The sequence below is a fragment of the Delftia sp. K82 genome, assembly GCF_002193035.1.
GTDB classification, from domain to species: Bacteria; Pseudomonadota; Gammaproteobacteria; order Burkholderiales; family Burkholderiaceae_C; genus Comamonas; species Comamonas acidovorans.
In genome coordinates this window covers 1,004,112-1,023,742 of record NZ_MYFL01000003.1, presented here as the reverse complement: position 1 = coordinate 1,023,742, position 19,631 = coordinate 1,004,112, and the positions used below count along the sequence as shown (strand labels likewise).

The following is a 19,631-nucleotide window of genomic DNA, read 5'->3' as shown; positions in this document are numbered from 1 at the left end:
CCGGCCGGTTATTCTTGAGGATCACGACGACAACCCCAGCAGGAGACTCCCTTGGCCTACGAAATGATTGAAGTTCGCGTCGAAGCCGACAAGGTCGGCATCATCACGCTCAACCGCCCCAAGCAGCTCAACGCGCTCAATGACCAGCTCATGGACGAGCTGGGCCAGGCCCTGCAGGCCTTCGATGCCGATGAGGCCATCGGCTGCATGATCATCACCGGCAGCGAGAAAGCCTTCGCGGCTGGCGCCGACATCGGCGCCATGGCCAAGTACAGCTTTGCCGATGCCTACAAGGGCGACTACATCACACGCAACTGGGAAGCCATCCGCTCCATCCGCAAGCCCGTGATCGCCGCCGTCAGCGGCTTTGCCCTCGGCGGCGGCTGCGAGCTGGCCATGATGTGCGACTTCATCATCGCCGCCGACAATGCGAAGTTCGGCCAGCCGGAAATCAAGCTGGGCGTGATCCCCGGCGCCGGCGGCACGCAGCGCCTGCCGCGCGCCGTGGGCAAGTCCAAGGCCATGGACATGGCCCTCACGGCCCGCATGATGGACGCCACCGAGGCCGAGCGCGCCGGCCTGGTCAGCCGCGTCGTGCCCTTCGACAAGCTCATGGACGAAGCCCTGGGCGCCGCCATCATCATCAGCGGCTTCTCGCAGATCGCCGTCATGGCGGCCAAGGAATCGGTGAACCGCGCCTTCGAGGGCTCGCTGGCCGACGGCGTCATGTTCGAGCGCCGCCTGTTCCACGCGCTGTTCGCCACGCAGGACCAGAAGGAAGGCATGGACGCCTTCGTCAACAAGCGTCCCGCCAACTTCAAGCATCTCTGAGCGGGCTGAAAGTCGCGCTACAATGCGCGTCTTCCGGCAAGGCGCAGCAAGCCTCTCGCAAAGAAATTTCGAGAAATTTGCACAACTTGCCGGATCGACCGAAAATTCTGCATATAATTTAGGTCTTACGGCGCTTTAGCTCAGTCGGTTAGAGCGATGGAATCATAATCCACAGGTCCGCGGTTCGAATCCGTGAAGCGCCACCAAACAAAAAAAAGGGTCTACGTGCAAACGTAGACCCTTTTTCCGTTGGCGCTGCACTCCGCCAGAGCGCGCCGTTTGCGGCGCCGCCTCCGGCTGCTAGCTGCCGCGCTCCAACGCAATCCAGTGGTTGTCCAGCGCCATGCCGGGAACCGGCACCGTGCGCAGCACCTGGCCGCGCTGGCGCAATTGGGCCTGGCGTGCGCCGCCCATCCACAGCGCGGGCTCGGCAGGCAGGGGCCGGCCCTTGGCATCCAGCGAGACACTTGCGTTGGCCACGCAGTACACGCCCGGCATGGCATCGCCGCGCAGCCAGCGTCCGCTGGCCTGGCCGCTGTCGGGCACCTGCCACCAGGTGACGGTGTTCACGCGCGGGCAGCTGACGGCAAAGAGCTGGCCGTCGCAGCCTATGTCGCCGCCATAGCCGGCCAGGGGCTCGCGCCATTCGGGCAGGGGCACGGCATGCAAACGGTGGCCATCGAACAGGGCCAGCACGGGCGCGGCGGCGCGCGCTTCGGTGTCGCGGTGCTCGGCCTGCAGCGCAATGCCCAGCCAGCGGCGTGCGGGCGCGTGGGCGACCTGCGGGCCCCAGGCCAGGTGGCGCAGGCTCAGGCGGCTGTCGTCCAGCTTCCACAGGCCGGCACGGGCGCCGCCTTCGGCCGGCAGCAGCCGCGCGATGGACGAATCCATGTGGTCCAGCTGCAGCTTGCGCCGGCCGGTTTCGGACTGCGTGGGAATGCCGCCATTGGCGACCATCAGCGTGCCGTCGGCGTCCAGCAGCAACTGGTGCGGGTCCATGCCGCCCGTGCGCCATTCGGCGATCTTCTCCAAGGTGATGGCATCGCGCACGCCGATCAGGCCCTGGGCATCTTCCAGGTCGGTCTCGGTGGTGTAGAGATGGCGGCCATCGGCGCTTTCGATGATATGGCCGTTGAAGAAGCGGTCGGGCTCGATCCACTGCCACTGCGCATCCTCGGCGGCCTGTCCCGGCTTCAGGCGCACCAGCCAGTCACCGGGGCGGCGGCTGGCGAAGACCACGGAGCCGTCGCGCAGCGCGGCCATGCCATGGGCGCGCGTGGGCACATCCAGCGCCTGCAGCACCTGCAGCGGCCTGTCCACCTGCGCACTGGCCTGCACGATGCCGACACGCATCTGCTCGCCCTGCATCCAGGCCGCAGCCAGCGACCGTGCCGGTCCAGACGGCCTGGCCGCATGGGAGGTTGCCAGCGGCATGGCAGCCAGCAGCCCCATGCCCTGCAGCCAGCGGCGGCGATTCAGCGCCTGCTCAATCCCCGTCGGCATCCGAGAACCCGATGTTGACTTCCAGCGCAGGCGCCACCTCGCCTTCCATGAGGCGCTTGAGGCGCGACAGCGGCTTGGTCGCGGCATCGACGGCCTTGGCGCTCGGCTCGGTCAGGGCGCGCATGCCGGCATCGGCCTCGTTGACGGCCTTGAGCCAGCGGTCGGCCAGCGGGTTGAGGCCACGGCCGCGCAGGTAGGACTCGATGGGCACGATGTCCACGCCGGGCTGGGGCACCTTGCGGTCCACGCTCACGGCCAGCGTGCGCAGGCCCTGCCAGTGCGCGCGCCAGATCTCAACGGTGCTGCCGCTGGCCAGGTGCTCCCAGGCGGGGGGCTTGCTGCCTGCACTGCGCAAAGGCTTTTCCATGTCCGCCCAGCGCAGGCGCTCCAGGCCGCCCACCCACTGGTTGATGAACTCGGCCATGGCTTCGGTGGTGGCATCGCCGTCCTCGGACCAATCCTGGGCCGCGAGCTTGGCAAAGCCGTTGCTGAGGATGCCCATCTCGGCGCCGATTTCCTCGGACACCAGGGTGGCATAGGCGCAGGCCGGCGTCTGCGGCTCCACGGGCTGGGTCCACAGCAGGTTCTCGAGCGCCGGGTATCCCTTGGCGGGTGCGCCGATGCGCTCCATGGCAGCCAGATCGGCGGGGGCCGACTGTATGGCCTTCTTGAGCAGGGCCGGGCGCACGGGGCGAAAGTCCACCAGACGCGCCGAGCGGCGCTCCACCAGCGGCCCCAGGGCCACGGCCGAGAGGCTGCTCCACTGCCGCGACGATTGCACATAGGCCTGGCGCGCCGTCTGCAGCGTGGCGGCAGCCGATCCCGCAGGTGCCGCAGGTGCCGTGCAGTGCGCGCGCAGCGCCTGGCTCAGCGCCTGGGCGGATGCCTGCGCGGCCTTGGCCTGGGGCGCGAACCATTGGACGTACAGCCCCTGCACGGCGTGGGCCGTGTTGTAGAAGGGGATGGCCATGTTGGCATCCACTTCCTGGGCATGGACCGGGGCGGCGGCCAGCAGCGCCAGCGCGGCGGCACAAAGGATTTGGCGAGGGGTCATGCGCATGTCTTGCATCAGAGGGACTCCACAAATTTGACCAGGGCTTCACGGTCTTCGGCGCTGAACTGGCGCACCTGTTCGCGCGCGGCTTCGGCCTCGCCGCCGTGCCAGAGGATGGCTTCGAGCACGCCGCGCGCACGGCCGTCGTGCAGCAGGCGCTGGTGGTTGTTGACATCGGGCAGCAGGCCTATGCCCCACAGCGGCGGCGTGCGCCACTGGCGGCCTGAGGCCTTGAAGTCGGGCCGGCCATCGGCCAGCGCATCGCCCATGTCGTGCAGCAGCAGGTCGGTGTAGGGCGCAATGGTCTGGCCCGACAACCCCTTGCTGCTGAGTGCCGGCGACAGCGCGGGGAACAGCTCCCCGCCGGTCTTGTACGAGGGCCGGTGGCACTGCGCACACTGGGCCTGGTGGAACAGTGCCTCGCCACGGCGCACGGCCGGGTCGCTGGCGTTGCGCCGTGCAGGCGGCGCCAGCGTGGCCTGGTAGAAGATCACGTCGTCCAGCACGCGGTCCTCGATCTCCACGCCCTCGGCGCCGTTGCCGTTGGGCGCTGCCAGGCAGTCCTTTTGCGCGGGCGTGCAGGTCTGGTGCGGGAAACGCTTCGATGTGATGCCGATATCGCCCAGGAAGGCCGAAGCCGTCTGGTGGGCAATGGAGGCCACGTTGGCCTTCCAGCCGAAGCGGCCCAGCATCATGCGTTCGCCGTAGGCATCCCAGACATAGTTGGGCTGGCCCTTGATGGGGCCGCCCAGGGCCGCCTGGGCAGCAGCGTTGGCCAGGATCTCGGACTCCGGGATGTGCTCCAGCAGGCCCAGGCCGATGACCTGGGGCGCAATGCGCGGGCTGGTCATCAGGTTGGCGGCCAGGGGGCCGTAGTTGAGCGCAGCCAGCTCGTAGACCGGCTTTTCCAGCGTGTAGGCCGTGCCGTCGGCAAAGCGGCCATGCACCTGTTCATAGCGGATGCGCAGCTGGCCCTCGCCCTTGACGCCCAGCACGCCCTCGGTATTGAACTGGTCGCCATAGACCGGGTCCGGCACCGGGCTGCCGTGCGGGCCGTCGCCCGGAATGGACAGACGCATGAGCAGGCCCGCGAAGGGCTGGGGCTTGAGCGGATTGTGGAAGTCGGGCGGCTGGGCGCGGCCGTCCTGCACATGGCAGCCGCCGCAGGAGCGCGCAAGGAAGTGCGGGCCCAGGCCATCGCGCGCCGTGGTGGAGGCCGGCGCCTGCACCCAATTGCGCTTGAAGAAGGAGTTGCCGATGACGAAGCGCGTGCGCTCTGCATCCTCCAGGTTGGCGGCAGGCAGCGAGAAGGCGTTGCGGCCCGTGGCGTGGACCGTGGTCTGGCCACCCGGGGGCAGGGGCTCGCCGGGTGCCGCGAACAAAAGAGCTGGATCGGGAGCTGGATCGGGAGCAGGCTGCGGTGCTGGCGCGCGCGCTGGAGCGGCAGCCACCGTGTCCTGCTGTTGGGCCGAGCAGCCCATCAGGACCAGGGAGGCAGCGACCAGCAGCGAGGGGGAGAGATTCATGGGTGGGGACGTCCCTGGAAAAGCCAGGGCCGCCGAACCCTTTCGGGGGCGGCGGCCTTGGCACATGGGCGCAGGAATGGATGGACGCTGGCGTGGATGTTCTTTTAGTTGGCCTTGGGGTCCACCAGGTTGAGCTGGGTGATGCCGACGGCATTGGCCGCCTCCACCAGATCCTTGCTCTGCTGGACCAGGCTGTCGATGGTGGCCTGGATCTTGGCGCGCGAAGCCGAGTCGCGCGCGCCCTGGATGGCCTGGTCGAACGGCGCGGGAATGGCCTGGGCCGCCTGCACCGACTGCGTGATCTGGCGCGTGGTCCTGTCGGCCAGCGCGCTGTCCTTGGAGGCCACCCAGTCCTTGATGCCCGGGCCTTGCAACTCGCTGCCATCCAGGCGCTTGTAGCTGCCCTGCCAGACGTTGAGGATGCCCTGGGCATTGGTCACCGCATCGCGGTGCGTGTTGTCCGAGAAGCAGGAGTGCTCGTCTTCCTGGTCGCGGCTGGCCAGGGCCACTTCCAGGCGCTCGCCGGCCAGCTCGCCGCGCGACAGCGAACCCAGGCCCACGAAGATGCGGCGCAGCGCGTCGTCGGGCTTTTTCTCGAACTGGGCGCGGAAGTTCTTGGGCGAGCCGGGCTTCCACTGGTCGGCCACGGACTGCAGATCCTCGATCAGCAGCGCGGTCACCACCTTCAGGTACTCGCGGCGGCGGTCGGCATTGGACTTCTTGCCATCGACGAAGTCGGTGTACGGACGCGCGCCCGGCCCCTTGTCATTCAGGTCCTGGCCCCAGAGCATGAACTCGATGGCGTGCCAGCCGGTGGAAACGTTCTCCTCGCCGTCATGCTCGTTGAGCTCGGCCAGGCGCTTCTTGGTGATGGCTTCCTTGCGGTTGTTGATGATGCCGGCGTTGGGATTGCCTTCCACATAGTCCACATAGGACTCGTCCATGGGCCAGGCGTTGATCTGCCCTTCGGGGCCTTCATCGTTGTCGATGGGACCGGCGTAGAAGCGGAAGGCTTCGGTCTGGCCGTAGTACTCCCGGGCATCCAGCCAGGCCTTGCGTGCCTGGTTCAGGCCCTGCTCGCTGGGCGCCGCCAGAAAAGCCGCAATGGCTTTCTGCATGGTCTTGGCGGAGCTGATGGAGTCCGAGTAATTGGCGTGCACCAGGGTGCCGTAATGCTTGACCACCTCCGCAACGGAGAGGCTCTTCTTCACGGGCTGTTGAACGGTGCCGGCGGCTGCGGCCTGGCTCATCGGGGCGGCCGCGCCCAGGGCCAGGGCGGCTGCAATCAGGATGGGATGCATGGCAGAAAGGATCGGAGGTTGGAGAACTCGGAATGCCAAACTGTAATGAGAATTGTTTTTATTGGCAAAACCTGCGAGATATCGCCGCACTGCACCGCAAGGTCATAGACGGACCCGGGCAGTAATGGGGCGCGCCAGCGGCGCAATGGCCGCAGCGGGCGCCAGCCTAGCACGAGCCCCCTTGGCGCCCCGGCCAAAGACCCATCGCCCTGGCATAAGCCCTGCAGCTTGCCTTGGCTGGCGACTTGCCTTACCATTGCGCCCGCTCGCATGGGCCGCCCTCTCCTCGCAGGGCCTGCCCACCGCCTCCAAGCCCTGATCGCCCGGCCGATTTCAGGGCTTTCGCTTTTTGCAGAAGCGGTCTTTTGGCGCTGCACCTTGCGCTCTGTCTTTGCGCGCAGCCCCTGCCATGCTCCGGCATGCCGGCCGCCCAGCTTGTTTTCCCACCAGGATTTCCCGTGCCCATCGCCACTCCAGGATGCCGCACACGCGCAGCGTGCCCGCACGCCGGCCCAGCCGGCGGCGCAGGCGTTTTGCGTGGTGCCGCACCCCAGCGAGAGCGCGCGCCGTCCTGGCTTTCAAGGATTTTCACGTGACCACCACTTCCTCCGGGGCGCTCGCAGCCACTGCTGCCGGCGCCAGCACAGACACGCATGTCGGCACACATGCCACCCAGGTCAATGGCTACAGCTGGAAGGCCCTGGCCGGCTCGGCCGTGGGCTATGCCATGGACGGCTTCGACCTGCTGATCCTGGGCTTCATGCTGTCGGCCATCTCGGCCGACCTGCACCTCACGCCGGGCCAGGCCGGTTCGCTGGTGACCTGGACGCTGATCGGTGCCGTGTTCGGCGGCATCTTCTTCGGCCTGCTCAGCGACCGCTACGGGCGCATCCGCGTGCTGACCTGGACCATCATGCTGTTCGCAGTCTTCACGGGCCTGTGCGCCTTCGCGCAGGGCTACTGGGACCTGCTGGCCTACCGCACGATTGCGGGCATCGGCCTGGGCGGTGAGTTCGGCATCGGCATGGCACTGGCTGCCGAGGCCTGGCCCGCACGCCACCGCGCCCGCGTCTCGTCCTACGTGGCCTTGGGCTGGCAAATGGGCGTGCTGGGTGCGGCGCTGCTGACGCCGCTGCTGCTGCCCCTCATCGGCTGGCGCGGCATGTTCCTGGTGGGCGTGATACCGGCCGTGGTGGCCTGGGTGATCCGCAACAAGCTGCACGAGCCCGAAGTCTTCGTGAAGCGCCAGCAGTCCGCCACGCCCTCGGCCCGCGTGCCGGTACTGCAAAGCCTGAAGCTGCTGGTGAAGGACCGCGCCACGACCAAGGTCAGCCTGGGCGTGATCGTGCTGACCTCGGTCCAGAACTTCGGCTACTACGGCATCATGATCTGGATGCCCAGCTTCCTGTCCAAGCAACTGGGCTTCAGCCTGACCAAGTCCTCGATATGGACTGCCGTGACCGTGGTGGGAATGATGGTCGGCATCTGGGTCTTCGGCCAGTTGGCCGACCGCATCGGCCGCAAGCCCAGCTTCCTGATCTTCCAGCTGGGCTCGGTCATCATGGTCGTGCTCTATTCGCAGCTGTCCGATCCCACGGCCATGCTCTGGGCAGGCGCCCTCATGGGCCTGTTCGTCAACGGCATGATGGGCGGCTACGGCGCCGTGATGAGCGAGGCCTACCCCACCGAGGCCCGTGCCACCGCGCAGAACGTGCTGTTCAACATCGGCCGCGCCGTGGGCGGACTGGGCCCGGTGGTGATCGGTGCGCTGGCCATGAGCTATTCGTTCCAGGTGGCGATCGCCCTGCTGGCGGCCATCTATGTGCTGGACATGCTGGCCACGGCCTTCCTGATCCCTGAACTCAAGGGGCGCGAGCTGTCCTGAGCGGCTCAGATTCTCCGGCTCAGAACGATGCCCCACAATGCAAAGAGCTGCCGATGGCAGCTCTTTTTTTGTCCGGCAACCGGCGTGCCCAGGCTCAGCCGCCTTCGCTGCACTCCAGGTTTTCGATGCGGTCTGCCGCCTCGCGGATGTCTTCCTGGAACATCTGGTCTCCCAGCATCACGGAGACCTGGCCCTCAAAGCCGCGCAGCTTGATCAGCGCTGCCTCGTAGCCGCCGCTGCCCATGCGCTTGAGCCCGCACAGCGCATAGAGCTTGGCCACGGGAGATCGGCGCGGATCGTCGATCACCGACAGCAGGACGGCATTGGCCTCGGGCCGCCTGAGCATGGCTTCAAGGTGCCGCTCCGCAGGCGAGATCTCGCCCGCGAACCCGACCAGCCCCAGGTTGAACTGCGAGGCGTCCAGAGGCGCCGGGTCCAGCGGACGGGCCATGGCCGGGGTGGACAGGAACAGGCAGATCAGGGCGGCGGACAGGGTGGTCTTCATGGCAGGGGCAAGGCCGTGGATGGCCTGGTGAGGCAGTCGAAAAGGATCTTCGATGCAAAGCGTGGCGGCAGGTTCCCACATCACCGCCTTCATCATCCTTCATCCGCCTTCACCGCCTTCATCCGCCAAACAGCCATCCTGCGGCCAGCGTGCCGGCATAAAACAGCAGCAGGGTCACAGGCACCAGATGCCAGCCCCAGACCCGGAACCACCAGTGATTGAACCAGGTCACCAGCGCACCGATGACGGCGCAGATGGCCAGCGCATCCAGCCGCTGCCGAAAACTGTCAGCAACACCTTCGGACGCGAAGAAGATGAACGCTGCAATGAAGGAACACAGCAGGGCGGTGTAGACCGCCACTTTCTCTTGCCTGCGCAATTTCAGGATGCTCATGGAGGGCCAGGGAGGTTTCGATGATTCGGTCGCCAGAAAAGCCCGCGCCGCCAGAGCGCGCAGGTTTCACAGCGGCGCAATTCTTCGTATACCGCCCTGAATGCGCCATCAGACCCGTCCGAATCTGCAGCCACTGCTGCGCATGCGCAACGCGCTGCTGCTCCTTCAACACTCCATCCGCTCCATCTGCTCAATCGGCCACGGCCAGCACCACGGCGGACTCCGGCACCGTCAGCCAGACCTTGCGCCCTGCGCGCAAAGTCCAGGACTCGCCCTCTGCCGGCTCGGCCGCGTAACCCACGCCGCTACCGCCCCAGGGCAGTTGTGCCACCACTTCACGCGGCCCCGCCCTGTCGGCCCGGGCCACGCGCTGCACCTGGGCGGGCCAGGCATTGGCCTGGGCATGCACATCGGAGCGTGGCGCCGAAGGCAGCACCTGCACGGCCGTGGCCTTGCACAGCGCCATCACGGGCAGGCCCGGCGCCAGGCCCAGCAACTGGGCGCTTTCTTCGGTGATGCGTGCGGCAATGCCTGATGCATCCCCGCCGCCGTCGGGCAGCAGCCAGACGCGGACCTGGGCGCCCTGCGCCTGCAGGGCACCAACCCGGCAAGGCCACAGATTGCGCATGCTGGTGCGCAGGCCCAGCCCCAGCCCGGGAGCCGCCGAAGAAACGCCGGCGGGCCCGCCAAAGCGCTGCAGCACCTGCGCGCGCGCCTGCTCCAGCGCATCGGCCATGGCCAGCAGGGCCTGCCCGGCCTCGGTGATGCGCGCGCCACCACCGCCGGCGCCGCCCACCGAGCGCTCCACCAGGGCGCGGCCCGCCAGATTGGTCAGCACATCCAGCGCCTGCCAGGCCGCCTTGTAGCTGACACCCGCCTCGCGCGCGGCCTGGGAAATCGAATGCCCTGCCGCGATATGCCGCAGGATGGCAATGCGCCGGTCGGCCAGGTCATGGCCCAGCGCGGGCACCAGGTCTGAGGGAGAAGCGGGGGTTGCGGCTGTCATGCGCAGCATCATGCCCGCCAAGCGTTATTTCCCGCCAAGCAAAACGCCTGCACCCTGCATGCGCATTTTCAGGTCGTTACACTGCGCTATTCACCAACGGAATAGCGAGAGACCCATGAACGTGAACCAGCCCCTGCGTGCCACCGCCTTCGCCGCCCTTGCCCTGTTCGGCTGGGCCGCCGCGCAGGCCGCCGAAGTGTCGGTGGCCGTCGCCGCCAACTTCACGGCGCCCATGCAGAAGATCGCCGCCGAGTTCGAGAAGGACACCGGCCACAAGGCCCTGCTGTCCTTCGGCGCCACGGGCAAGTTCTATGCACAGATCGTCAACGGCGCGCCCTTCCAGATCCTGCTGGCCGCCGACGACACCACGCCCGAGAAGATCGCCAAGGAAGGCCGTGGCCTGCCCGATTCGCGCTTCACCTACGCCATCGGCCAGCTGGTGCTGTGGAGCCCCAAGGCCGGTTATGTGGACGACAAGGGCGAGGTCCTCAAGACCGGCGACTACAAGCACATCGCCGTGGCCAATCCCAAGCTGGCGCCCTATGGCACGGCCGCCATGGAAGTGCTGAACAAGCTGGGCATCACGGCCCAGGTGCAGCCGCGCATCGTCATGGGCGAGAACATTGCCCAGACCTACCAGTTCGCGGCCACGGGCAATGCCCAGCTGGGCTTTGTGGCCCTGTCGCAGGTGATGGAAAACGGCAAGCTGCGCGAAGGCTCGGCCTGGCAGGTGCCCGGCTCCATGCACGAGCCCATCCGCCAGGACGCCGTCGTGCTCAACAGCGGCAAGGACAACGAAGCCGCCACCGAGCTGATGAAGTACCTGCGCGCCGACAAGGCCCGTGCCATCATCCGCTCGTACGGCTACGGGCTTTGACCCCCCCTGATTGGCTACGCCGCTTCCCCCTGAAGGGGACGACAGCCTCGCTGCGGGGCGGGGCGGCGCGGCCGGCGTAGGCCCTTGCTTGCTGTCTCTGACTTGGGCCGCGCCGGTTTCTCGGGCTGTGTTTTCCTACGGACACCTGCTATTTGCCCCGCATGATTCTTACCGCCGACGACTACGCCGCCATACGGCTGACGCTGAAACTTGCCAGCGTGACCACGGTGCTGCTGCTGACGCTGTGCACGCCGCTGGCCTGGTGGCTGGCGCATACGCGCTCGCGCTGGCGCGGCCCGATTGGCGCCGTGGTGGCGCTGCCCCTGGTGCTTCCGCCCACGGTGATCGGTTTTTACCTGCTGGTGACCATGGGTCCCAACGGCCCCGTGGGGCAGCTGACGCAGGCGCTGGGGCTGAGCACCCTGCCCTTCACTTTTCCGGGCCTGGTCATCGGTTCGCTGGTCTATTCCATGCCGTTCACGGTCCAGCCATTGCAGCGTGCCTTCGAATCCCTGGGCACGCGGCCCATGGAGGCTGCGGCCAGCCTGGGCGCGGGGCCGCTGGACCGCTTCTTCACCGTGGCGCTGCCGCTGGCGCGGCCGGGCTTCATCACGGCGGCCGTGCTGACCTTTGCGCACACCGTGGGCGAGTTCGGCGTGGTGCTGATGCTGGGCGGCAATATTCCCGGCGTGACGCGCGTGGTCTCGGTACAGATCTACGACCATGTGGAGGCCATGGAGTACGCCCACGCCCACTGGCTGGCAGGCGGCATGGTGGTGTTCTCCTTCCTGGTTCTTCTGGCCCTGCACCTGTTGCAGCCGCGTGAGGAGCGCCGCGCATGATGACCGCCTTCTCTCCCTCCCTGATGTCCGGCGCCGCGCACTCCCATCCCTCCTCGGAAATCATCGCAAACCTGGCGCTGGAGCGTGCAGACTTCCGCCTTGATGTGCAGCTGCAGTTGCCCGGGCGCGGCGTTACCGCCCTGTTCGGCCCCTCGGGCTGCGGCAAGACCACCTGCCTGCGCGCCCTGGCAGGACTGGAGCGCGCGCGCGGCCGCGTCGCCGTCAACGGCGAGGTCTGGCAGGACGATGCGGCCAGCCAATGGCTGCCCACGCACCGCCGTGCGCTGGGCTATGTGTTTCAGGAGGCCAGCCTGTTCCCGCACCTGACCGTGCGGCGCAACATCGACTACGGCATGCGGCGCACGCCGGCCGCACGGCGCAAGGTGTCCCAGGACCAGGCCGTGTCCCTGCTGGGCATAGGCCACCTGATGGACCGCATGCCCTCCACCCTGTCGGGCGGCGAGCGCCAGCGCGTGGCCATTGCGCGGGCGCTGGCCACCAGCCCGCGGGTGCTGCTGATGGACGAGCCCCTGGCCGCGCTGGACGCCCAGCGCAAGGCCGAGGTCCTGCCCTACCTGGACCAGCTGCGCCGCGAACTCGACATTCCCGTCCTCTACGTCAGCCACTCCATCGACGAGGTCGCTCGCCTGGCCCAGCACCTGGTGCTGCTCAAGGCAGGCGGCATCGTCGCGGCCGGCGCCACCAGCGAACTGCTGGCACGGCTGGACCTGCCCCTGAGCATGGGCGACACGGCAGCGGCCATGGTCAGCGCACAGGTCCAGCAGCACGATCCCGATGCACACCTGAGCACGCTGTGCTTCGATGGCGGGCGTCTGCGCCTTGTCATGGCCTGCCCGCGCCCCATCGGCGAAACCGTGCAGTTGCGCGTGCAGGCACGCGATGTGAGCCTGAGCCTGCAGCACCCGCAAGACAGCAGCATCCTCAACATCCTCCCGGCCACCGTGCAGGAGCTGCGTGAGGACGGCCCGGGCCAGGTCATGGTCTCGCTGCAGCTGGGCCCGTCCCGCCTGCTGGCACGCATCACCCTGCATTCCGCCCGGCAGCTGGGCATTGCGCCGGGCATGCATGTCTTCGCCCAGATCAAGGGCATGGCATTGCTGGACTGAGCACGCGCGGCGGCGCCGATATCATGCGGAAGCCGCCTGCGCGGCCCACGCCATGAACGCCACCACCGAACACGCCCCCGCACCCGTCCCCGCCCCAGACGCAGGCCCCGGCGCAGCAGATGCTGCATGCGCCACCCCGCCTGCCATTGCCGCGCTGCGCACGCATGCGGTGGCGCGCCACCGGCTCGGTGAAGGCGGCGCCGTCAGCATCCAGGCCGAGCCGCAGGTGCTGGCCAGCGAAGTCCCCATCGCCCTGGTGTTCAATGGCATCTCCCATGCCGTGATGATGGGCACGCCCTCGGACCTGGAAGACTTTGCGCTGGGCTTTGCGCTCACCGAAGGCATTCTGGACAGCGCTGCCGACTGCTACGGCATCGAGGTGCGCACCGTGGCTGCACAGGCCGCAGGCCTGCCGGCCGGCATGGACGGCATTGAGGTGCAGCTGGACGTGGCCTCGCGCTGCTTCGCCCGCCTCAAGGACCGGCGCCGCAGCATGAGCGGGCGCACGGGCTGCGGTGTCTGCGGCGTGGACAGCTTCGCGGCGCTGGACCTGTCCTTCGACCCCCTGCCCACGCACGACTGGATCGCCCGTGTCGATGCCGACACCGTCTGCGCAGCCATCGCGGCACTGCCGCCGCTGCAGTTGCTCAACGCCGAAGCCGGAGCCGTGCATGCCGCAGGCTGGGCAGGGCTGGACGGGCAACTGACGGATGTGCTCGAAGACGTGGGCCGCCACAACGCGCTGGACAAGCTGGTCGGCCGCCTCTCCCGCACAGGCCGCCTGGGCGAGGCCGGCTTTGTCGTGCTATCCAGCCGCGGCAGCCATGAGCTGGTGCGCAAATGCGCCAAGGTCGGCATCGCCGCCCTGGCCACCATCTCCGCACCCACGGCCATGGGCGTGCAGATGGCCGAACTGATCGGCCTGCGCTTCTGGGGCCTGTGCCGCCCGCCCAAGGCGGTGCTGTATGCGCCGGGCCGCACCTGACCCAATGCCCGAGTGCCACGCCTGCGCAGCGGCAAGTTCGTAGAATCGCGGGTTCAGCCCCTGGATGTACACCATGAACCGCTGCAAGCCCCATTTCTCTACCGTCCGCCGCCTGTGTGCCGGCGCCCTGCTCGCCGGCCTGGCCTGCGCCAGCCTGGGCGTGGCCGCGCAGGGCCTGCCGTCCAACGAGACGCGCAATTTCCCGCCGCAGGCCCAGTTCGGCGAGCTGGTCGTGACCCAGTTCCCCGAGGTGGAGATCGACGGCAAGACCATTCGCACCAGTCCGGGCTTTCGCCTGTTCAGCCCTGAACGCACGCTGGTGCAGGCCATCAATTACCGGGGCAGCAAGCTCGTGGTGGGCTATGTGATCGAGCCGCAGACGCAGTGGCTGCACCAGGCCTGGATCCTGACCAAGGCCGAGGCCGACAAGCACTACAAGCCCAAGTCGATGCTGCAGCGCATCTTCAACTGAGCACCGCGCACACCACAGCAAGCGCACAGCACGTACACGGCTGACGCGGCCCGCGCCTTGCGGGGCGCAGCGGCCCGGCCATGGGGCACGCCGCACCCTGGCCGAGCCACCTTCATTTTTTGCAGACCGCCGCTTGCAGTGCGGTGGCTGCCTGACGGAACCCCACCATGTCCAAGAAAGTCTTTATCAAAACCTTCGGCTGCCAGATGAACGAGTACGACTCGGACAAGATGGCCGATGTGCTGGGCGCAGCCCAGGGCTACGAGTCCACCGACGATCCCGAGCAGGCCGACCTGATCCTGTTCAACACCTGCTCGGTGCGCGAGAAGGCGCAGGAGAAGGTGTTCAGCGACCTGGGCCGCTACAAGCACCTGAAGGAACGCGGCGTGCTCATCGGCGTGGGCGGCTGCGTGGCCAGCCAGGAGGGCGAGGAAATCATCAAGCGCGCGCCCTATGTGGACGTGGTCTTCGGCCCGCAGACCCTGCACCGCCTGCCCGAGCTGCTCAATGCACGCGCCGCCAGGCACAAGCCCCAGGTCGATATCAGCTTTCCCGAGATCGAGAAATTCGACCACCTGCCGCCCGCGCGCGTGGAAGGCTCCTCGGCCTTCGTCTCCATCATGGAAGGCTGCTCCAAGTACTGCAGCTACTGCGTCGTGCCCTATACGCGCGGCGAGGAAGTCAGCCGCCCGTTCGAGGACGTGCTGATCGAGGTCGCCGGCCTGGCCGACCAGGGCGTGAAGGAAGTCACGCTGCTGGGCCAGAACGTCAACGCCTACCTGGGCAAGATGGGTGACACGGCCGAGATCGCCGACTTTGCCCTGCTGCTGGAATACGTGTCCGAGATCCCCGGCATCGAGCGCATCCGCTACACCACCAGCCACCCCAACGAGTTCACGCCGCGCCTGATCGAGGCCTACGCTCGGCTGCCCAAGCTGGTCAGCCACCTGCACCTGCCCGTGCAGCACGGCAGCGACAAGATCCTGATGGCCATGAAGCGCGGCTACACGGCCATGGAATACAAGAGCACCATCCGCAAGCTGCGCGCCATCCGGCCCGAAATGGCCATGAGCAGCGACTTCATCGTGGGCTTCCCCGGCGAGACCGAGGAAGACTTCCAGAAGATGATGAAGCTCATCCACGACGTGCGCTTCGACAACAGCTTCAGCTTCATCTTCAGCCCCCGCCCCGGCACGCCGGCCGCCAACCTGCACGACGACACGCCGCACGAGGTCAAGCTGCGCCGCCTGCAGGAGCTGCAGGCCGTGATCAACAACAACATCAAGGACATCAGCGACGAGCGCGTGGGCACAGTGCAGCGCCTGCTGGTGGAAGGACTGTCCAAGCGCGATGGCAGCGAACTCATGGGCCGCACCGAGTGCAACCGCGTGGTGAACTTCCCGGGCAACGAACGCCTGATCGGCCAGATGATCGATGTGAAGATCACCGAGGCCCGCACCTTCACGCTGCGCGGCGAAGTCGTGGTGCGCCACTGACCGCAACCCGGCCCCGGCGGCCCAGCGACCTCCTTCTTAACTAAAGCCCGGCAATGCCGGGCTTTTTTGCATGTAACAGGACGTGAAAACAGCCCGGCCACTCTGGCATGGTGCCGGCTGGCCCGCTAGCATCGCGGGGTCGCCGCCCTGAGGTCCGTCGGCCTGCATGGCTTTTCCAGCTTCGCTTGCTTGCTATCGATTCCATGAACACCTCCCAGCCCGCCACCGCCCAGGCCGTCCTTGAGGGCGAAGCCCTGCATGCCTTCATGGACCAGGCGCACGACCTGCTGCAGCAGGAGGCTGATGCCAGCCCCATCGCCCCGGCCGAACGCCAGGCGGCCGTCATGGAGCTGCTCTCCCAGCAGCGTTTCGCCCCGGCCACGGTGGGCGAGCTGGAGCGTCTGCACGATCTCTGGCTGGACCTGGAACGGCCCGAAACCGCCAACGCACTGCTGCGCGAACACCGCGCTGCCACGCTGCAGCCCTTGCAGGGCGACAACCACCTGCTGGCCACGGCCAGCCTGGCGCTCAGCGACATCCAGAGCCGGCTGCGCTTTGACCGTGAAGGCGGCGTGGCCCTGCTCGCGCCCGCTGCCGATCTCATGGGCCGGCTGCCGCATACCAGCGAGCCCTACCGCTACTGGAACGGCTGGCACTACCTGGCCCGCGAAGCCCAGGCCTGGGAGCTGGCCGAGCAAGGCGTGGACCTGCAGCGCAGCCACGAACGCAGCGACCCGGATGGCGAGGCCTCCCCCGCGCGCCGCGACGCGCGTGCCTGCCTGCGCAAGGCCGAGCTGGCCCGTCTGCGCGGCGATGTGCCCGCCACCGTGCGCCAGGTGCAGGCCGCCACGGCGCTGCTGACCCAGGCCGATGCAGAGCAGAACGTGGACTTCGACGACTGGCTGCACCTCGCGCGCGAGGTCCTGCCGCTGGCCCCGCAAAGCGTTCCGGCCGTGCTCATGGCGGCGGAGCAGCACCTGGCCCGCACCGAAAGCCCCGCCGCATCGCAGGCGGTGCGCACGCACCGCAAGGTCCATGCGGCCCGGCTGCAGGCCATGGCCTGCCATGCCATGGGCCAGCCCGAGGCCGCGCTGCAGCTGGCCGCGCTGGGCCGCTTCGGCCTGGTGGATGACTCCGACGATGCCTTCAGCGGCCTGGTGCTGCAGTGGCTGGAAGAGGCGGGCCGCCTGGCCGATGCGGCGGACCTGGCGCTGGAAAGCGTGCTGCACAGCCGCCCCGGATCGGCCCGTCAGGGCTATGAACTGGCCTTGCGCAGAGTGGACAGCGACACCGCCCATGCACCGGCCTGGGCGCTGATCCTGGCCTGGGCGGGACTGGATTCCGACATGCAGGAGATCCTGGAAGACAGCCCGGCTGCTCCGCGCAGCGCCGACGACTACCTGGCCCTGGCGCGCACCCAGGCGCCCGGCCACCCTCTGCTGGACCTGATCGACGGCTGGCGCCTGGCCAAGGACCGCCAATGGGAGCAGGCCCTGCCTCTGCTGGAGCGCGGCGTGACCGAGCAGCCCCGGCACGCCAACTCCGAGCTGCTGCCTATGCTCTGGGCCGCGCGCTTCGCCGTGCTGCCCGCCGCGCAGGCGCTGCAGCGCCCCTTTGCGCAGGGCCATGGCGCCCACTGGTGCTATGCAGCGGGCGTGACCCTGGACGACGAGGACGACCTGGCCGCCATCATGGGCGAAGGCCGGCAGGTGCCGGGCGACGAGGTGCGCGAGCCGCTGGTGCAGCGTTACTACGAAGAGGGCCTGGCCCGCTTCGAAGCCTTCTGGGCCACCGGCCAGGGCCGGTACAAGGACGCGCACCTGCACGTCTACTCCATGCTCTGCAACAACCTGGCCATCAAGTACCGCTCGCAGCAGCGCTATGAAGAGGCGGCGGCCCTGCACCACAAGGGCCTGTCCAGCAGCCCCTTTGCCGAACACCATGACGGCCTGCTGTGGTGCGCCATCCGCCGTGACGACCGCCCCGGCATCGTCACGGCGGCCGAGCAGCTGTGGCACTTCACCCAGGACTACGGCTACAGCCGCCACTGCCCCACGGACTACTTCCCCAGCGCGGCGCTGGCGCTCTACCAGCTGGGCCGCGCAGGCGAAATCGGCATCTGGCTGGAGCGCCTGGACCAGTGGTTCGAGGAACTGGACGAGGACGACCAGCGCGAACAGCGGCGCGACTACCTGGCCTCGCTGATGTCCCTGCTCGATTTCTTCTCCGAAAACCATGGCGAACTGGTGCGCCCGCGCCTGGACGCCCTGCTGCCCGAAGTGCGCGCCCTGGGCGAGTGCTACACGCTGCGCCGCCTGGCCTGCGCCATGGAAAGCTGCGGCCCCATCGACCAGGCCGTGGCCCTGCACCGCGAGGCCATCGCCAAGCTCACGCCCGACGACGGCGAGGCCGAGCACAGGATGGCAAAGGACGGCCTCAAGCGCTGCCTCAAGCTGCGCTCGGACAGCAAGCCCTGGTGGAAGCTGTGGTGAACCCGGGCGCCGGTGCCAACGCCGCCAGTGCCTATCGGCCGCGCGACGTGGTCAATGCGCCGGCCATCAAGCAGCGCATCCGCGAGCGCAGCGCCGCACGCGGCGACAGCGAGGAGATCGCCGCCTGGCTGGCCAACCACTTCTACCGCCATGTGATCGGCAACCTCGACGCCGATCCGCCTGCCGTGCAGCCCGTGTCCACGCAGGCCGAGCTGCTGCGCCTGCACCGGCGCGCCGAGCCTGCCGCCTGGGCGCTGGAGCGCCTGCGCGAACATGCGGCCCGCCAGCCGCTGTCACCGGACAGGCCCGCGGCCGACGGCAGCGCGCCGCTGTGGTGGGTGGAGCCCGACAGCGCACCCCTGCTGGCGCTGGAGAGCCGGCTGCTGGAGTTCCTGTCCACCCGGCGCGGCACCGCGCTGGAGGGCAAGCTGCAGCGCATCAACTGCCCGCAGGCGCTGGCGCGCTGGACGCTGGAGCACCTGGCCTTCGCCCGGAAAAGCGACAGCGGCTGGGCCGAGCACCGGCCCGGCGCCGTGCGCCCGCTGCTGCGTGGCCAGCTGGGTGTCTTCGTCGAATTCGATGCCCAAAGCCCGGACCTGCGCGCCGAAATGGCCTATGAAAGCCAGATGATGCGCCACTGCCTGGGCCAGTTCAGCGAGCGCGGCGCACTGCGCGGCGGCTATGGCGAGCACTACGCCGAAGCCTGTGAGCAGGGCCGGCTGCGGCTGTTCAGCTACCGCACGGGCACGGCCCAGCCGCGCATCACCGTCAGCGCCCAGGTGCGGGACGACGGGCGGCTGCGCATCGACCAGATCAAGGGCAAGCAGAACCGCCCGCCGATTGCGCGCTACCTGGCCGATGTGCTGGCCCTGCTCAATCACCTCGATACCGATGGCGAGGTGCCAGCGGACGCCCTGGCCATGGGCATCGTGCGCCGACCGGCACAGCTGCTGGCCACGGGCAGCGCAGCTGCCTGGTGCGCGGCCAGCGAGCTGCACACCGAGGCCGAGCAGCTGTGGCTGCTGCAGTCCCACCCGGCGCTGCTGGAGCAGCTGGACATCCGGTCGCCCCTGATGCAATGGCTGGTCGCGGCACGCCGCGACACCGTGCCCGTGCCCGCCTTCGAGCGCATGCCGCGCAGCGCGGCCCTGCAGCAGTCGCTGGAGCTGGCGCGCCGCCGGGCGGGATCGCCGGCAACACCGGGAACACCGGGCAGGACAGGAAATCCGCGATGAACGCCTTCACCCTTGTTGTGCTGTCTGCACTGCTCTGGTGGGCAGTGCGCGCCGGCCTGCGGCGCATGCGTGCGTCGCGCCAACGCGGCGACTTCAGCAG

General features: G+C 68.2%; 17 protein-coding genes and 1 tRNA gene. 11 read left to right on the top strand and 7 right to left on the bottom strand.

The window, feature by feature from the left end; translation table 11 throughout:
• The first annotated feature begins 51 nt into the window (after positions 1-51).
• Together KDK82_RS21435 and KDK82_RS21430 are read left to right on the top strand one after the other, a co-directional pair.
• Positions 52-831 carry an enoyl-CoA hydratase gene (locus tag KDK82_RS21435; protein WP_034390562.1) on the top strand — a complete coding sequence of 260 codons (780 nt, stop codon included), beginning with the start codon at positions 52-54 and terminating at the stop codon, positions 829-831.
• Between the two features lie 129 nt (positions 832-960).
• Positions 961-1,037, top strand: a tRNA-Met gene (locus KDK82_RS21430).
• Between the two features lie 94 nt (positions 1,038-1,131).
• Here KDK82_RS21430 and KDK82_RS21425 read toward each other — a convergent pair.
• The 4 genes from KDK82_RS21425 to KDK82_RS21410 form a co-directional block, all read right to left on the bottom strand.
• The gene (locus KDK82_RS21425; RefSeq protein WP_088166135.1) at positions 1,132-2,334 is read right to left on the bottom strand and encodes a DUF1513 domain-containing protein; all 1,203 of its coding nucleotides are present in this window, start codon (positions 2,332-2,334) and stop codon (positions 1,132-1,134) included.
• A complete protein-coding gene (locus KDK82_RS21420) occupies positions 2,318-3,388 on the bottom strand; it encodes an imelysin family protein (RefSeq protein ID WP_256974525.1) in 1,071 nt (356 codons plus the stop codon). Before KDK82_RS21420 ends, KDK82_RS21425 begins: the two co-directional genes overlap by 17 nt.
• 14 nt (positions 3,389-3,402) lie before the next feature.
• On the bottom strand, positions 3,403-4,914 hold the full coding sequence (locus KDK82_RS21415) for a di-heme oxidoredictase family protein (RefSeq protein WP_088166133.1): 1,512 nt from the start codon (positions 4,912-4,914) through the stop codon (positions 3,403-3,405).
• 104 nt (positions 4,915-5,018) lie between these two features.
• Positions 5,019-6,215, bottom strand: coding sequence for an imelysin family protein (locus KDK82_RS21410; RefSeq protein WP_013804069.1), 1,197 nt, complete (start codon positions 6,213-6,215; stop codon positions 5,019-5,021).
• Positions 6,216-6,915: 700 nt separating this feature from the next.
• Between KDK82_RS21410 and KDK82_RS21405 the strand changes: the two genes are divergently transcribed.
• Entirely contained in the window at positions 6,916-8,100 is a 1,185-nt protein-coding gene (locus KDK82_RS21405) for an MFS transporter (RefSeq protein WP_170962147.1), read from the top strand.
• Positions 8,101-8,194: 94 nt separating this feature from the next.
• On the opposite strand, the gene KDK82_RS21400 is transcribed toward KDK82_RS21405, so the two are convergent.
• From KDK82_RS21400 to KDK82_RS21390, 3 genes are all read right to left on the bottom strand, one after another.
• Positions 8,195-8,605 carry a hypothetical protein gene (locus KDK82_RS21400; RefSeq protein WP_043783239.1) on the bottom strand — a complete coding sequence of 137 codons (411 nt, stop codon included), beginning with the start codon at positions 8,603-8,605 and terminating at the stop codon, positions 8,195-8,197.
• A 118-nt stretch (positions 8,606-8,723) separates the two neighbouring features.
• Positions 8,724-8,999 (bottom strand): hypothetical protein, encoded by a 276-nt coding sequence (locus KDK82_RS21395; RefSeq protein WP_012203452.1) that lies wholly within the window; start codon positions 8,997-8,999, stop codon positions 8,724-8,726.
• 190 nt (positions 9,000-9,189) lie between these two features.
• A complete protein-coding gene (locus KDK82_RS21390) occupies positions 9,190-10,017 on the bottom strand; it encodes a TOBE domain-containing protein (protein WP_088166132.1) in 828 nt (275 codons plus the stop codon).
• A gap of 103 nt (positions 10,018-10,120) precedes the next feature.
• Here KDK82_RS21390 and modA point away from each other — a divergent pair, with 103 nt between their 5' ends.
• The 8 genes from modA (at position 10,121) to KDK82_RS21350 (ending at position 19,531) form a co-directional block, all read left to right on the top strand.
• Entirely contained in the window at positions 10,121-10,882 is a 762-nt protein-coding gene (gene modA, locus KDK82_RS21385; RefSeq protein ID WP_088166131.1) for a molybdate ABC transporter substrate-binding protein, read from the top strand.
• 161 nt (positions 10,883-11,043) lie between these two features.
• A complete protein-coding gene (gene modB, locus KDK82_RS21380) occupies positions 11,044-11,724 on the top strand; it encodes a molybdate ABC transporter permease subunit (RefSeq protein ID WP_013804076.1) in 681 nt (226 codons plus the stop codon).
• A complete protein-coding gene (gene modC / locus KDK82_RS21375) occupies positions 11,721-12,851 on the top strand; it encodes a molybdenum ABC transporter ATP-binding protein (protein WP_088166130.1) in 1,131 nt (376 codons plus the stop codon). The genes modB and modC overlap by 4 nt, the downstream gene beginning before the upstream one ends.
• A 52-nt stretch (positions 12,852-12,903) precedes the next feature.
• Positions 12,904-13,836: a formate dehydrogenase accessory sulfurtransferase FdhD gene (gene fdhD / locus KDK82_RS21370; protein ID WP_088166129.1), complete on the top strand. Its 933-nt coding sequence runs from the start codon at positions 12,904-12,906 to the stop codon at positions 13,834-13,836.
• Between the two features lie 73 nt (positions 13,837-13,909).
• Positions 13,910-14,308 carry a hypothetical protein gene (locus tag KDK82_RS21365; protein ID WP_088166355.1) on the top strand — a complete coding sequence of 133 codons (399 nt, stop codon included), beginning with the start codon at positions 13,910-13,912 and terminating at the stop codon, positions 14,306-14,308.
• 167 nt (positions 14,309-14,475) lie between these two features.
• A complete protein-coding gene (miaB, locus tag KDK82_RS21360; RefSeq protein ID WP_047474437.1) occupies positions 14,476-15,804 on the top strand; it encodes a tRNA (N6-isopentenyl adenosine(37)-C2)-methylthiotransferase MiaB in 1,329 nt (442 codons plus the stop codon).
• A 203-nt stretch (positions 15,805-16,007) separates the two neighbouring features.
• Positions 16,008-18,296 carry a tetratricopeptide repeat protein gene (locus KDK82_RS21355; protein ID WP_088166128.1) on the top strand — a complete coding sequence of 763 codons (2,289 nt, stop codon included), beginning with the start codon at positions 16,008-16,010 and terminating at the stop codon, positions 18,294-18,296.
• Positions 18,293-19,531: a hypothetical protein gene (locus KDK82_RS21350; RefSeq protein WP_088166354.1), complete on the top strand. Its 1,239-nt coding sequence runs from the start codon at positions 18,293-18,295 to the stop codon at positions 19,529-19,531. Before KDK82_RS21355 ends, KDK82_RS21350 begins: the two co-directional genes overlap by 4 nt.
• The last annotated feature ends 100 nt before the right edge of the window (positions 19,532-19,631 follow it).

Excerpts from the sequence above, each read along its gene's own strand:
- KDK82_RS21425 (WP_088166135.1), bottom strand. The coding sequence starts at position 2,334 with ATGCCGACGGGGATTGAGCAGGCGCTGAATCGCCGCCGCTGGCTGCAG.
- KDK82_RS21395 (WP_012203452.1), bottom strand. The coding sequence starts at position 8,999 with ATGAGCATCCTGAAATTGCGCAGGCAAGAGAAAGTGGCGGTCTACACC.
- miaB (WP_047474437.1), top strand. The coding sequence starts at position 14,476 with ATGTCCAAGAAAGTCTTTATCAAAACCTTCGGCTGCCAGATGAACGAG.
- modC (WP_088166130.1), top strand. The coding sequence starts at position 11,721 with ATGATGACCGCCTTCTCTCCCTCCCTGATGTCCGGCGCCGCGCACTCC.
- modA (WP_088166131.1), top strand. The coding sequence starts at position 10,121 with ATGAACGTGAACCAGCCCCTGCGTGCCACCGCCTTCGCCGCCCTTGCC.
- KDK82_RS21355 (WP_088166128.1), top strand. The coding sequence starts at position 16,008 with ATGAACACCTCCCAGCCCGCCACCGCCCAGGCCGTCCTTGAGGGCGAA.
- KDK82_RS21400 (WP_043783239.1), bottom strand. The coding sequence starts at position 8,605 with ATGAAGACCACCCTGTCCGCCGCCCTGATCTGCCTGTTCCTGTCCACC.
- fdhD (WP_088166129.1), top strand. The coding sequence starts at position 12,904 with ATGAACGCCACCACCGAACACGCCCCCGCACCCGTCCCCGCCCCAGAC.
- modB (WP_013804076.1), top strand. The coding sequence starts at position 11,044 with ATGATTCTTACCGCCGACGACTACGCCGCCATACGGCTGACGCTGAAA.
- KDK82_RS21420 (WP_256974525.1), bottom strand. The coding sequence starts at position 3,388 with ATGACCCCTCGCCAAATCCTTTGTGCCGCCGCGCTGGCGCTGCTGGCC.
- KDK82_RS21390 (WP_088166132.1), bottom strand. The coding sequence starts at position 10,017 with ATGATGCTGCGCATGACAGCCGCAACCCCCGCTTCTCCCTCAGACCTG.
- KDK82_RS21410 (WP_013804069.1), bottom strand. The coding sequence starts at position 6,215 with ATGCATCCCATCCTGATTGCAGCCGCCCTGGCCCTGGGCGCGGCCGCC.
- KDK82_RS21365 (WP_088166355.1), top strand. The coding sequence starts at position 13,910 with ATGAACCGCTGCAAGCCCCATTTCTCTACCGTCCGCCGCCTGTGTGCC.
- KDK82_RS21415 (WP_088166133.1), bottom strand. The coding sequence starts at position 4,914 with ATGAATCTCTCCCCCTCGCTGCTGGTCGCTGCCTCCCTGGTCCTGATG.